This window comes from Peribacillus butanolivorans (genome assembly GCF_001273755.1).
Classification (GTDB): domain Bacteria; phylum Bacillota; class Bacilli; order Bacillales; family DSM-1321; genus Peribacillus; species Peribacillus butanolivorans.
Genome location: NZ_LGYA01000001.1, coordinates 2,818,870 through 2,833,369, shown reverse-complemented (window position 1 = coordinate 2,833,369; position 14,500 = coordinate 2,818,870). Strand labels below are relative to the sequence as shown.

Sequence of the window (14,500 nt, the reverse complement as noted above, 5' to 3'; positions counted from 1 at the left end):
GATTATGGAAATGATAGTGTGTTAAGAAATACTAACTTAAGTTGTCCTGTTCAGATTTTCCTAAAATAAATCCATATGGATCCTCTGGCAGAGTTAAGTGAAAAGTATTGAACTAAACTTTTTATGTAGAGTTTTATGGGAATATATAGGTATATTTGGTAATGTGTAGGATCTAATGGTGTGGAAAATTCACGAATAGAAATAAAATTACAAATTATTAAATTTTTCTATTGTTTTTGGTAGGGTTTTCAATTACAATTTCCTTATGATTTACCAAACCGGTTTAGTAAATTACTAAATCGATTTACCTTAAAAGAAAAGTTGGATATGATCAAATATATTACCTTTTATTTGTGAATGTTCGAAAAAAGGAGGTACTGTATTGTCATCAAAATTTGGTGTTTTAACACTGGGTGACGCCATGATTACGTTAAACCCAGAAGAAACTGGGCCTTTAAGATTCGTGAACAGATTTGAGCGAAAAGTAGGAGGGGCTGAACTGAATTTTGCCATTGGTTGTGCTCGGCTTGGTATGAGGGCAAAGTGGTTAAGCCGTTTGGGCAAGGATGAGTTTGGTCGTGTTATTTATAATTTCGCACGTGGGGAAGGGGTGGATATGAATGATGTTGCCTTTGTAAATGGTTATCCAACATCCCTAAATTTCAAAGAAATTCGAGAGGATGGTTCAGGAAAGACTTTTTATTATCGCTATCAGTCACCCATATTAACTCTAAAACCGGAAGATATCACAGATCTGATGTTTGAAGATATTGACCTTGTCCATCTCACGGGTGTTTTTTTGGCTATAGATCCTAAAAATGTAGATATTGCTAAGAGGGTTATGGAAATCGCTAAACAAAAAGATATCCCTGTCTCATTTGATCCGAATATCCGCCTAAAGCTATGGTCTATCGAAGAAGCGAGATCTGTTTATTTAGAAGTTTTTCCATCTGTTGATATTTTGCTAACAGGTCTAGACGAAATACGATTGATTATCGGGATTGACTCTGAAGAATCATTGGCGGAATTCGCAAATGTAAATAATATAGATCAGCTTGTCATCAAGGACGGGGAAAATGGCTCAAAACTATATACAAAAAGTGTTTGGCATAAAAAAGAAGCATTCCCTGTTACCCCGATAGACACTGTTGGTGCGGGAGATGGCTTTGATGCCGGCTATATATACGGATATCTTCATGGTTTATCTATCGAAGAACGATTGGAATTCGCAAATGGCGTTGGAGCTCTTGTAACGACTGTTTCGGGAGATAATGAGGGGTTACCCTATTTGGAAGAGGTATGGCCTTTCATACAGAATGAAACTGTTATTGAAAGGTAAGGTGGAGAAGGAGCATATCTACCGTCAATCAATGCAATTAAAGACAGTTTATCAGAGGGTCAAACAAACGATACATTAAAAGCGAAACATACAAATGTAGAGTAGGGGGGAGAAAATGACAACAGTCACAATACAAGCAGAGGAAGCTAAACAACTAGTTATTAAGAAGCTAACAGAAGCGGGTTTAGGTGAAGGGAATGCAGGGAAAATCGCAGAGGTATTGGTCCATGCTGACCTTAGAAATGTGAATTCCCATGGGGTATTGCGGACAGAGCATTATATAAACCGTTTACAGGCAGGAGGAATTAACCCTGATGCGCAGATTTCCTTTCAATCGAGCGGACCTGTAACGGGAGTAGTTGATGGGGATGATGGATTTGGGCATGTTATCGGGGAAGTAGCTATGGATCATGCAATCGAAATGGCTCGTAACAATGGTGTGGGTATGGTGACTGTTGTAAATAGTAGCCATTGCGGAGCATTAAGCTATTTCGTTCAAAAAGCTACGGATGCAAAACTAATCGGGATTGCGATGTCACATACAGATAAAATCGTGGTTCCATTTGGAGGTAAGACATCGTTTCTTGGAACAAACCCTATTGCTTATGGAGTACCTACAAAGACAAAGAAACCCTTTATCCTAGACATGGCGACATCCAATGTAGCATTGGGTAAAATCCTTCAAGCACGAGAAGAAGGAAAGGCAATCCCTGAAGGCTGGGGAGTCGATGGAAATGGAGCTACTGTCACAGATCCAAACAAAGTCGTTTCCCTTTCCACTTTTGGAGGTCCAAAAGGCTATGGATTATCTGTCATAGTGGATGTGTTTTCTGGATTATTAGCAGGTGCGGCATTTGGTCCACACATTGGAAAAATGTATGACGATCTTGAAAAGAAAAGAAAGCTTGGTCACTATTTCTGTGTAATTAATCCTTCTTTCTTCACTGATTCTGACCTGTTTTTGGAGCAGATGGATCGGATGATAGAAGAGCTTCAACAGGTTCAACCAGCTCCAGGGTTTGACCGAGTATATGTACCGGGTGAAATAGAACAGCTTCATGAAGAAAGAAACCTAGTACAAGGTATTACTATAGCGTCGAGTGTATATGAATTTCTTACAAAGTAGGTGGGGAAATGAAAGCGGTTCAAGTACGAAAAGCATATGAACTTGTTATTCAAGAAGTAGAAAAACCCGAGATTTCAAACTCAACAGATGTCCTTGTTAAAGTTAAAAGAGTCGGGATTTGTGGATCTGATATGCATATCTACCATGGTACAAACCCTCTTGCTACATTGCCCCGAGTTGTTGGACATGAGGTAGCGGGAGAAGTTGTGGAGATTGGTCAAGATGTCACAGGTATTAAAGTAGGGGACCACGTGGTTATTGAGCCTATCAGTTATTGTGGAGAGTGTTATGCTTGCCGTAAAGGTCGCCAAAATGTATGCGAAACATTGTCTGTATTTGGTGTACATGAAGATGGTGGGATGAGGGAATGGTGTGTTCTTCCCGAAAAACAACTACATGTTGTGGATTCCGCTTTAGCTTGGGAAGAAATAGTATTAGCTGAACCTTATACAATCGGTGCACAAGCGGTTTGGAGAGGAGAAGTAGAGAAAGGCGACACAGTACTTATTCAAGGAGCAGGTCCTATTGGGATTTGTATATTAAAGATGGCCAAGCTTCAAGGGGCATCAGTAATGATCACTGATTTAAGTGATGAGCGCTTGGCTTTTGCTAAAGAAAGTGGTGCTGATATTACCGTTCATGCGGGCAGTGAAGATGTTCAACAGCGTGTACAGGAATGGACGAATGGCGAAGGTGCCAATGTTGTCATTGATGCCGTATGTTTGCCCATGACTTTTGAATTGTCCTTTGATGTAGTTTCTACTGCAGGACGGATAGTCGTGCTAGGTTTTGATGAACGAACTGCAGCGGTTTCCCAGCTTCCAATCACTAAAAAGGAAGTTTCGGTGAAAGGTTCTAGATTGCAAACCAACCAGTTCCCAAAAGTAGTGAAACTGTTAAATGAAGGTAATCTACGACATGAAGGTTTAGTTACACATACATTTTCCCTTGATGATGTCCAAGAGGCATTTAATTTTGTTGAAAACCATCCAGAACAGGTTCGAAAAGCGATCATCGTATTTAATTAAGGGGGTTGATGTAATGGATAAACATTCAATAATTCACCAAATAACGGAAACGAAAGTTGTAGCTGTTATCCGGGGACAGGATGCAGAGGAAGCGGCACAACTGTCTAAGGCAGCTGTTGAAGGTGGTATACGGTCAATCGAATTGACTTATACAACACCACGAATTGAAGAAGCTTTCAAGGAACTGCAAAATTCAGATGCACTTATAGGAGCAGGCTCAGTATTGGATTCTGAAACAGCACGCCATGCCATTTTAGCTGGTGCCAATTTTATTGTGAGTCCCTATTTTGTTGAAGAAGTTGCTATCCTTTGTAATCGATATGGCATTCCATATATGCCTGGTTGTATGACAATTCGAGAAATGGCTACAGCTCTTGAAGCAGGTTGTGATGTTCTGAAACTATTTCCGGCAAACCACTTTGAACCTTCTTTCATCAAGTCCGTTAATGGTCCGCTACCTAATGTAAGGATTATGCCAACCGGCGGAATTAATCTGGACAATATGAAGGACTGGCTGAATGCAGGTGCAGTAGCTGCAGGAATTGGTAGTGACTTAAACAAAGCCTATAAGAGCGGTGGCTATGAAGCCGTAGTTGAATTAAGTAGAAAATACATGCAGAAAATTGCAGAATAATGGGGGTGCACGATGAATATTACATTTAGATGGTATGGGAAAGACAATGATACCGTTTCATTGGAGCAGGTTAAACAAATCCCTGGAGTTAAGGGGATTGTCTGGGCATTACACCAAAAACCTGTTGGTGAGGTATGGGAAAAAGAAGAAATTAAAAAAGAAATTGAGTATATCCAATCATTTGGTTTTCACACAGATGTTGTTGAAAGTGTAAATGTTCATGAATCGATTAAATTAGGAAATGAAGATCGTATGATGTATATCGAGAAATACAAAGAGACGATCCGTAACCTTTCAGAGGCTGGAGTAAAAGTCATTTGTTATAATTTTATGCCAATTTTTGATTGGACTCGAACAGAAATGTTCCATCCATTGGAAGATGGTTCAACTGCATTATTTTATGAAAAAGCAAAAGTAGATACGTTAGATCCACAAGAGTTAATTCGTACGGTAGCAGAAGCTTCAGATTTAACATTGCCTGGTTGGGAACCAGAAAAGATGGAGCAGATTTCTGAATTATTCGAAGCATATAAAAGTATAAATGAAGATCAGCTGTGGGCGAATTTAGAAATTTTCCTTAAGGAAATATTACCTGTTGCCGAGGCATGCGGTATTAAAATGGCTATACATCCGGATGATCCACCATGGTCCATTTTTGGCTTGCCACGAATCATCACGGGAGAATCAAGTTATGAAAAACTAATCGCCATTTCGGATTCAACATCGAATGCGTTTACGATGTGTACAGGCTCGATGGGTGCGAACCCTGAAAATGATATGGTACAAGTAGCTAAAAAGTATGCTTACCGTGCTCCTTTCTCGCATATCCGTAATGTAAAAATTTATGAAAACGGTGACTTTGTGGAAACATCGCATTATACACAGGATGGATCCATTAATGTGCAGGGTGTTGTAGAAGAATTGAACAAGCAAAATTATACTGGCTATGTAAGACCAGACCACGGCCGTCACATTTGGGGAGAGGTTTGTCGCCCAGGTTACGGATTATACGACAGGGCTTTAGGTATTATGTATTTACTTGGATTGTGGGATGCATATGAAGCCTCCAAAGTTGGTAAGCAATCATGATACCTATCCACGAAAACTTAACAAATAGGGTGGCAGTAATCACCGGCGGCAGTGGTGTATTGTGTTCCAAAATGGCTGTAGAGTTAGCCCGTCATGGTGTCAAAATAGCTATATTGAACAGAACGGCTGAAAAAGGACAACAGATAGTCGATATCATTGGCCAAACAGGCGGAACTGCAATATCCATCGCGACAGACGTTTTGGATAGAATCTCATTAGAGAATGCAAGAGAGAAAATACTGGAAACGTTCGGACGAGTGGACCTATTAATAAATGGTGCTGGAGGCAATCACCCTGATGCCATTACAGCTCCAGAGAAATATGGGGAAGATGTAGATGGAAAGTCATTTTTCGATTTAGATGAAAATGGTTTTTCTCAAGTTTTTGCCAGTAATTTTACAGGTACATTTTTGGCGAGTCAGGTTTTTGGAAAAGCGTTATTACAAGTGGAAGCACCAGTTATATTAAATATTTCTTCCATGAGCTCTTACGCTCCAATGACTAAAGTACCAGCATATAGTGCTGCCAAAGCTTCGATAAATAACTTTACAATGTGGATGGCTGTTCATTTTGCTGAAGAGGGCTTACGTGTGAATGCTATTGCACCAGGTTTCTTTTTGACGAAGCAAAATCGAGACCTTTTGCTTAATGAAGATGGTAGTCTTACGGCAAGGTCCAATAAAATTATAACAGCAACACCCATGAAACGCTTTGGGCAACCTGAAGATTTGCTTGGTACATTGCTTTGGCTTGTTGATGAATCCTATTCGGGTTTTGTCACAGGAATAACGGTGCCAGTTGATGGCGGTTTCATGGCCTACTCAGGAGTGTGAACAAATTTCTTTTTTAAAAATAAAGAAGCCATGCAGTCGACTGGTCTTTTTATGATAGCTCACTAATTATGGAATGGTATTGGGATGTGTATTTTCGGTATAACAGAAGGTGATTGTAAAGCTGTTCTTAATATAATAGAATATTTCTTATATATCATAAACCATTTTGTTAAATGGTGATAAGCACAGAAATGAAACCACGAGACAGGAATGAATGAAATGAAAACTATTACAATTACTGATGTCGCCAAACATGCGAAAGTATCGAAAAGCACTGTTTCCCAATACTTGAATAAGCGATACGAGTACATGAGTGAAAAAACTAGAAAAAAAATTGAAGAGACTATTGAAGAGTTGAACTATCAACCTAATATTATAGCGCGCAGTTTAAAACAAAAATCGACTTTTACGGTTGGGGTAGTGGTTGCCAATATTCTTCACACGTTTTCTACACAAATTATACGTGCAATAGAAAACTACTTTTATAAACAAGGGTTTCATATTATTGTATGTAATGCAGATGATAATCCTGAGAAGGAAAAGAATTATATTGAAATGCTAAGAGCAAAGCAAGTTGATGGAATCATCATTTTCCCCACAGGGGACAATCTTGATTTATATAAACGTATGAAGAGTGATCAGTTTCCAATTGTATTTATGGATCGGACGATAGAAGAATTAAATATTGCGACTGTAATGCTTGATAATCATCTTGCGTCAAAGTTAGCGGTTGATCGGTTTGTAGAAAAAGGTTATGAAAAAATTGCAATCATAACCACTTCTATAATCCATAATATCAGTCCTCGAATTGAACGTATCCAGGGGTACAAAGATACACTCGCGTCACATGGAATACAATTCAATGCAGATTATATTAAAACAGTGAATGCAGAAGAAATTCCGAATGCGCTTTCAGAATTTTTCGAATTAAAAAAACCGCCTCAAGCCATATTAGCAGGAAATGATATCGTACTTAATGAAATTTTGCGATTTATGAAAAAACACGATATGAATATTCCTGAGGATGTTGCGGTTATTGGAATTGATGAAGTCCCGTACGCTAACTTCTATACACCGACTATAACAACGGTTAATCAGCCAGCAATTGAAATGGCAAATCAGGCAGCAGAGTTATTGCTTAGTCAGATAAATAAAACTGGAAAAAAAGACACAAGCGTGCATCGTTTGAAACCGAATTTGCTGTCAAGAAATTCTTGCTAGACGCAAGATTTTAAGTAAAAAAGAAAGCGCTTTTTTACTAGATTCTATTCTACTAAACCGATTTACTTTTGATGCTTTTTAGGGGTTTATTTAATATGTTTTGGTTCTTGGTTATAAATTGGAAACGTTTTCAAAATTGAAACATCTAGGGGGTTCTTTATGTTTACAAAAGGTAGAGGAATGATCATTCTTTTCTTGTTCTTAGCAGGAGTAATAAATTATTTAGACCGTTCTGCATTGTCCATAGCAGCGCCGTTTATTCAAGATGATTTATCGTTAACAGCGACACAGATGGGGATTATTTTTAGTAGTTTTTCTGTAGGATATGCGATATTTAACTTTCTTGGAGGAATGGCATCCGATAAATATGGTGCGAAGCTGACACTTTTCGTTGCTATGATTGTTTGGTCTATATTCAGTGGTGCACTTGTACTGGCTGCCGGGTTTGTCAGTATGATTGTCATTCGTATTTTGTTCGGGATGGGTGAAGGTCCACTCTCCTCAACAATCAATAAAATGGTAAATAACTGGTTTCCTTCTAATCAACGGGCATCGGTTGTTGGTTTGACGAATAGCGGGACACCACTTGGTGGAGCCATTGCAGGACCGATTGTTGGTTTTATAGCAATCTCTTATGGTTGGAGAGTTTCATTTATTGCTATCATGGTAATTGGACTTATATGGGCTGTTTGCTGGTGGAAATTTGCTAAAGAAAAACCAGAAGAGTCAACTGAACAGGAAAATATGGGAAAAGAATATGTAGCAGCAGCATCGGAAGGGAAATTGAAATTCACCTTCTATTTAAAACAAAAAACTGTATTATTTACAGCACTTGCATTTTTTTCGTACAACTATATCTTGTTCTTTTTCTTAACATGGTTCCCAAGCTATTTGGTAAATGCACGCGGACTAAGCGTAGAAAATATGAGTATCATCACAGTGATTCCGTGGATCTTTGGGTTTATTGGTCTTGCTTTGGGAGGTTTCGTGTCGGATTTCTTCTTTAAAAAATTCGCACAAAAAGGCGTTTTATTCTCACGTAAGCTCGTGCTAGTTACTTGTTTGTTCTTATCGGCTGTTTGTATCGGATTTGCCGGCCTTGTATCGACAACATTAAGTGCAGTAACTCTAGTTGCACTTTCTGTGTTCTTCCTATATTTAACAGGTGCAATATACTGGGCGATTATTAATGATGTCGTAGACCCAGATAACGTTGGATCAGTTGGTGGTTTTATGCATTTCTTAGCAAATACAGCAGGAATTATCGGACCAACTTTAACAGGATACATTGTTGATACATCAGGCACATACACAGTAGCTTTCTTGCTTGCAGGTGGATTAGCTATTGTCGCATCGCTTGCAGTAATTCGCTTTGTACGTCCGATAGTTAAACCCGCGTAATAGATTAATAAAATAGAAGTGTCCCCCCAATGGAATTATCTATGGGGGGACACTTCTATTTTAATAGGATACGTATTTTTGCAACTACACAATATCGAAAGTTTAGTTAGCTTATATTTTATCCAAATAAGGAATTATGCGGTAATCTGTACGAGTCCGAGGAAGGTGTATGAATCATCATGCACCTACTCAATTTTTCTGAATCTAAGATTTATGGTGTGCCTTTCGAAAATTAGCTGGAGTCCTATCATTGTATTTTTTGAAGATACGATGAAAATGGGGCATACTTTCAAAACCACACATTTCAGCAATATGCGAAACTGTGTGATTCGTTTCCAATAACAGTTCCTTTGCTTTAATGACTCTTTTCGTATTCAGATACACGATTAACCCGATTCCAGTTGTTTCTTTAAAGACTCTACTGAAATGAGAGGGACTGACCAAGGATTTATTCGCAAGTATCGTCAAGGTTAATGGTTCACTTAAATGGTCATTAATATAGGCCAAAATATCTTTAATCCAAACTGAACTATAGGTATTTGACTCCAACATATCCTGTTCGTTATTTATTCGAATACGGCATAAATCAAGCATAATCTGGTGAACAATCAGCAATGTGGCATGCCTTGCGCCTAATGCATTTTCTGATGTTTCTTGATAAATGTGTAGAAGCTGTTCTTCCATTTTTATCTGTTTCTTTGGTGGTAAGGATATTTTATAATTCTTACTCTTTTTTGTCAGGTCAAACAAATTTAAATATGAAAAAGAATCATCAACAATGTCCTTATATATTAATGTGGGGCTGAAAAAGATAATCGTAGAAGTAACAGGGTCGTCCTTATTCGGCATTGCTCTATGAATCGTATTGTTAGGGATTAGGAATACATCTCCTTGTTGCATATCATAAAACACATCACCGACAAAAAAGGTCCCATTACCGCTATAAACATAAATAATTTCATAATAATCATGCATATGATCAGATAGTTCATTCTGAGGACTTTTAGTATCTTGATAGACAAAAGATAAAGGGAACAGTAAATCATGATTGGACACATTTTGATATTTTTTCATTTCGCTCATCACCTGATTGTATATTACAACAAAAATGAGTATATATATATCAAAAAATGCAATTTATATTTCAATTCTTGATGTTAAAATAATAATAGATTCATAAGGAAATAAATTCATGCTTGAAAATGAAAGGGTTTTCTTATAGTAATTACCGTTTAGGTTTGTACGCCAACACTCAAAATAGGAGGGGACAAAATGAATAAGATTGTTCAATTGCATTCAAAAGATGATGTGGTTATTTCCTTACATGAGATCCGAAAAGGGGAGAGCCTTCAAATTCAATCGGGAGAAAATGAAATTATCAATATATGGGCTCGTGATGATATTCCGAAAGGACATAAGATATTAGTAAACCCGGTAAAGCAGGGGGCAGATGTTCTTAAGTTTGGCTACTCGATTGGGAAAGCCAAAAAAGATCTGTATGCTGGGGAGTGGGTTCATACTCATAACCTAGGATCCGGTTTGCAGGGGATATTGGAATATTCCTATCAACCAAGCATTCAAAATACAGAAGTCGAAGACTCAAAACATACATTCCAAGGATATATACGTGAAAACGGGGATGCGGGAATCCGTAATGAAATCTGGATCATCAATACGGTTGGTTGCATTAATAAAACATGTGAAGTGCTTGCTAAAATGGGTAATGAGCAGTTTAAAGAGCGACAAATTGATGGAATTCATCACTTTCCTCATCCCTACGGTTGTTCTCAATTAGGGGATGACTTGACTAATACACAGAAGCTATTGGCATCCTTGGCTCAACACCCGAATGCAGCCGGAGTATTGGTTGTGGGATTAGGATGTGAAAATAATCAAATTGAAGTATTTAAAGAAGTCATTGGCGAGTTTCCCCCGAATCGTATTAAATTTCTCAAAGCCCAAGAGGTTAATGACGAATTAGAGAGCGGCTTACGTTTATTGGAAGAATTAGTGGGATATGCGGAACAATTTGAACGCCAGCCGATACCGGTTTCAAAGTTGAAAATAGGATTAAAGTGTGGAGGGTCTGATGGTTTTTCAGGTATTACCGCCAATCCACTAGTTGGAGCGGTATCCGATCTTATTGTTGAAAATGGTGGGACAACGATTTTGACAGAGGTTCCAGAGATGTTTGGAGCGGAAACTATATTAATGAACCGGGCAAAGGATGAAGAAACATTTAATAAAATCGTTCATCTTATTAATGATTTTAAACAATATTTTATTCGGCATGACCAGGAAATTTATGAAAATCCTTCACCTGGAAATAAAGAAGGTGGTATTAGTACACTGGAGGAAAAATCACTCGGATGTACGCAAAAAGGCGGTCATGCTACGGTTGTAGATGTCAATCCATATGGCAAACGAGTAGTAAAACATGGACTGAATTTGGTCAATGCTCCTGGTAATGACTTGATATCGGTTACGGCTTTGGCAGCATCAGGGGCTCATATCGTTCTATTTACCACAGGAAGAGGAACACCATTTGGCGGCCCGGTGCCTACTGTGAAAATAGCGACAAACTCAGATTTAGCCAAACGCAAAAAGCATTGGATTGATTATAATGCGGGACAGTTAATTGAAGGTCAAAACATAGATGAATTAAAGCATGATTTATTCCGTTACATTCTTGAGCTTGCATCTGGTGAAAAGAAAACCAATAATGAACAATTCGGCTATAGGGAGATAAGCATTTTTAAAGAGGGAGTCATTCTTTAAAATAGGTAATTTTCTCATCTTTTTAGTAGATTTAAAATATAAAAAAAGGAGTGTTATTTTGTGAAAAGTATAGTCTGTGAGCAACCTTATCAATTTAAAATGATAGAGGCTGAACAACCTGTTCCAAACTCAGGAGAAGCTTTAATTCGTGTGAGGCGCATTGGAATATGTGGAACGGACATTCATGCCTACGGAGGTAATCAACCATTTTTTAGCTATCCACGGATACTTGGTCATGAACTATCTGGACATATTGAATCCATCCCTGAGAATGCATCGGGACTTAAAGTTGGTGATCAAGTCTCGATCATTCCATATATGGAGTGTGGAAAATGTATTGCTTGTAAAAGCAGAAAAACGAACTGCTGTACGAGTATGAAAGTGTTGGGTGTACATATAGAAGGGGGAATGCGTGAATGGATAACGGTTCCTTATGATCATTTAGTGAAAACTGAAGGGCTTACCCTAGATCAATCAGCTATGATAGAGCCTTTAAGTATAGGGGCTCACGCGGTTAGACGTGCTGCGATTCAAGAAGGGGAGTTTGCACTTGTTATTGGTGCAGGTCCAATAGGATTAGGAGTTATGGCATTTGCTAAAGAACAAGGAGCGAAAGTAATTGCAATGGATGTAAACAATGAGCGCCTTGCGTTTGCTAGTAAATGGGCAAAGGCAGATTATTCGTTGAACGTTTTGGATCAACCATTAGAGAAATTAGCCGAGTTGACAAATGGAGAAATGCCTACCGTTGTATTTGACGCAACTGGTAATGCGAAGTCGATGATGGAGGCGTTTAAATACCCTGCTCACGGAGGAAGACTGATCTATGTAGGTTTAGTGAAGTCTGAAATTTCCTTTAATGACCCTGACTTCCATAGTAAAGAACTTACCCTAATGGGAAGCCGTAATGCTACTCGAGAAGATTTTGATTATGTTGTGAATACGGTGAAAAATGGTGGAGTGGATTTAAGTTTGTATATTTCACACCGTACGCATTTGGATGAAATGATCCAACAGTTTGAAGGATGGTTAACTCCAGATGCTAAAGTCATTAAGGCTATTGTTGAAATTTAAACGATGGTTTCATGTCTAATAAAAGCAACCGCGTGATGTGGTTGCTCTGTTCATCTTCTGTAGAGAGAAATTTTCTGTTATGAAAGGGAGTTTAGTAACCATGAATAAAAATCAAAGTCATGTGAAGAGCCTAAGTAAAGAAACAGGAGCTGTTCAAATTGGACATATGATGCAGGATTACCCAGTAAAAGTGCTGCAAATTGGAGAGGGGAATTTTCTGCGTGGCTTCTTTGACTGGATGATTTCTGAATGTAATAAACAAGGGCATTTCCAAGGAAGTATTGTCGTTACCCAGCCTCGCCCCACTGGAAAAGGAAAAATAGAGAAATTGAAGCAACAAGATGGATTATATACGTTGATGATACGGGGATTTCAGAATGGGGAGAAAGTAGATAATAAAGAGATTATCTCCGTTTTTTCAAAGGCAATTGATCCGTATGAAGAATGGGACGAGTTTTTGGCGTTGTCCCAAAACCCTACATTGGAATTTGTAGTCTCTAACACGACAGAGGCTGGGCTCAAATACCAGCCGATTCCTTGGGAAGAGGGAGTACCGATTGAATCTTTTCCGGGGAGACTAACAGCATTTTTATATCAGCGATATTTATATTTTAACGGAGAAACAGAAAAAGGTCTCATCATGCTACCATGTGAGCTTTTGGAGAGAAATGGTGATATGTTGAAGCAATGTGTCCTTCAGCACAGTAGGGACTGGGAATTACCGAAGTCATTTATGGATTGGGTAGACCAAAATAATCTGTTCCTTAACTCCCTTGTAGATCGTATTGTAACAGGGTTTCCTGCTAAAGAGGCGGAAGAATTGTTTGCATCGTGGGAATATGAGGATTCATTATTAAATACAGCTGAGCCGTATCATTTATGGGCTATAGAAGGTGACCCTTCTTTTGACCAGCGTCTTCCTTTGAAACAATCAGGCTTAAACGTGCATTGGGTAAAGGATTTAGTTCCTTATCAAATGAGGAAGGTACGTATTCTAAATGGTTCACATACGTTAATGGCTCCTCTGGGTATATTATCTGGATTGGAAGAAGTGAAACAGGTAATCGATCACCCTGATTTTAATCGATTTCTGCGTCAAGCAATCAAGGAGGAAATAATTCCTTCATTACCATTTGATCGTAATGAGATGATAATATATGGAGAAAGCGTTATGGAGCGTTTTATGAATCCTTTTGTTCATCATCGTCTGGCCGACATATCATTGAATAGTGTATCGAAGTTTAAGGTTCGTCTTCTGCCGACTTTAGAAGATTATTTTGAGAAGAAAGATAGACTGCCTGTCTGCGTTGTACGAGCATTTGCTGGTCTGATCCGATTTTATAAGGTACAGAAAGTAAAAGGGAATTATGTAGGGGAAAGCTTTGGTGGTGAAGAGTATGTTGTAAAAGATGATGTAAAAACAATTGAATTTTTTAAAGAACAATGGCTTCGTTATGAGGCAGAAGAAATTTCACTTAAACAATTGGTTGAGACCCTTCTAGGTAATCAACATTTATGGGGGAAGGATTTGAACAAGTTCACTGCTCTTGTTGACGAATTATGCTACCACTTAGAAGTGATGCTTAGGAACAATAAGGTTATGTAACCCAGGCTCAGTTGCAAGATATCAAGTTTTCTCTAATAGTTTCCTTATCGTATTTGTATGATGTAGAATTTTTAATAGCTCTTTACAAAGAAAAACTAAGTGGAAATATGATGAATATACCAAGCCAGAAGATAGACCAAGAGAAACAATTATTTCCTAGGAAAGTCCAGAAAATTATTCATTAATTTTTACTTTATTTTATTCATATTTTTGGTATAATAGAGTTGCAATAAGATTTCTTTAAGTTTTCTATAATGCAAGATACTTAGATTTTAGGGAAAAATTTCATAATACTTATCCCGTGAAGGGGAGTAGCGTCAGGTGTAACCTGAAATAAAGTCGTCATTACGTGGAATTTCTCCACCGGCTTT

Annotated in this window: 12 protein-coding genes; 11 read left to right on the top strand and 1 reads right to left on the bottom strand. The window is 38.2% G+C overall.

Features of this window, described 5'->3' with window-relative positions; genetic code table 11:
- Window positions 1–382 precede the first annotated feature (382 nt).
- The 8 genes from AKG34_RS12875 to AKG34_RS12840 all read left to right on the top strand — a co-directional run bounded on the left by AKG34_RS12875 (window position 383) and on the right by AKG34_RS12840 (window position 8,671).
- Complete coding sequence (locus AKG34_RS12875) at window positions 383–1,339, top strand: sugar kinase (RefSeq protein WP_053346430.1); 957 nt, start codon at window positions 383–385, stop codon at window positions 1,337–1,339.
- Between the two features lie 115 nt (window positions 1,340–1,454).
- On the top strand, window positions 1,455–2,465 hold the full coding sequence (gene allD / locus AKG34_RS12870) for an ureidoglycolate dehydrogenase (protein WP_053346429.1): 1,011 nt from the start codon (window positions 1,455–1,457) through the stop codon (window positions 2,463–2,465).
- A gap of 8 nt (window positions 2,466–2,473) precedes the next feature.
- The gene (locus AKG34_RS12865) at window positions 2,474–3,493 is read left to right on the top strand and encodes a zinc-binding alcohol dehydrogenase family protein (protein ID WP_053346428.1); all 1,020 of its coding nucleotides are present in this window, start codon (window positions 2,474–2,476) and stop codon (window positions 3,491–3,493) included.
- Window positions 3,494–3,506: 13 nt separating this feature from the next.
- The gene (locus AKG34_RS27595; RefSeq protein ID WP_053346427.1) at window positions 3,507–4,127 is read left to right on the top strand and encodes a bifunctional 2-keto-4-hydroxyglutarate aldolase/2-keto-3-deoxy-6-phosphogluconate aldolase; all 621 of its coding nucleotides are present in this window, start codon (window positions 3,507–3,509) and stop codon (window positions 4,125–4,127) included.
- Window positions 4,128–4,139: 12 nt separating this feature from the next.
- The gene (uxuA, locus tag AKG34_RS27590; RefSeq protein WP_053346426.1) at window positions 4,140–5,216 is read left to right on the top strand and encodes a mannonate dehydratase; all 1,077 of its coding nucleotides are present in this window, start codon (window positions 4,140–4,142) and stop codon (window positions 5,214–5,216) included.
- Window positions 5,213–6,049, top strand: a complete 837-nt coding sequence (locus AKG34_RS12850; RefSeq protein WP_053346425.1) for an SDR family oxidoreductase — start codon at window positions 5,213–5,215, stop codon at window positions 6,047–6,049. Before uxuA ends, AKG34_RS12850 begins: the two co-directional genes overlap by 4 nt.
- Window positions 6,050–6,268: 219 nt before the next feature.
- On the top strand, window positions 6,269–7,270 hold the full coding sequence (locus AKG34_RS12845; protein WP_053346424.1) for a LacI family DNA-binding transcriptional regulator: 1,002 nt from the start codon (window positions 6,269–6,271) through the stop codon (window positions 7,268–7,270).
- A 159-nt stretch (window positions 7,271–7,429) separates the two neighbouring features.
- Window positions 7,430–8,671 carry an MFS transporter gene (locus AKG34_RS12840; protein WP_053346423.1) on the top strand — a complete coding sequence of 414 codons (1,242 nt, stop codon included), beginning with the start codon at window positions 7,430–7,432 and terminating at the stop codon, window positions 8,669–8,671.
- 204 nt (window positions 8,672–8,875) lie between these two features.
- Here the strand turns inward: AKG34_RS12840 and AKG34_RS12835 are convergent, their stop codons facing one another.
- On the bottom strand, window positions 8,876–9,745 hold the full coding sequence (locus tag AKG34_RS12835) for an AraC family transcriptional regulator (protein WP_053346422.1): 870 nt from the start codon (window positions 9,743–9,745) through the stop codon (window positions 8,876–8,878).
- A 198-nt stretch (window positions 9,746–9,943) separates the two neighbouring features.
- Between AKG34_RS12835 and AKG34_RS12830 the strand changes: the two genes are divergently transcribed.
- The 3 genes from AKG34_RS12830 to AKG34_RS12820 all read left to right on the top strand — a co-directional run bounded on the left by AKG34_RS12830 (window position 9,944) and on the right by AKG34_RS12820 (window position 14,129).
- Complete coding sequence (locus tag AKG34_RS12830; RefSeq protein ID WP_053346421.1) at window positions 9,944–11,449, top strand: UxaA family hydrolase; 1,506 nt, start codon at window positions 9,944–9,946, stop codon at window positions 11,447–11,449.
- Window positions 11,450–11,509: 60 nt separating this feature from the next.
- The gene (locus AKG34_RS12825) at window positions 11,510–12,523 is read left to right on the top strand and encodes a zinc-binding alcohol dehydrogenase family protein (RefSeq protein WP_053346420.1); all 1,014 of its coding nucleotides are present in this window, start codon (window positions 11,510–11,512) and stop codon (window positions 12,521–12,523) included.
- Between the two features lie 100 nt (window positions 12,524–12,623).
- Window positions 12,624–14,129 (top strand): tagaturonate reductase, encoded by a 1,506-nt coding sequence (locus AKG34_RS12820; RefSeq protein WP_053346419.1) that lies wholly within the window; start codon window positions 12,624–12,626, stop codon window positions 14,127–14,129.
- Window positions 14,130–14,500 lie beyond the last annotated feature (371 nt).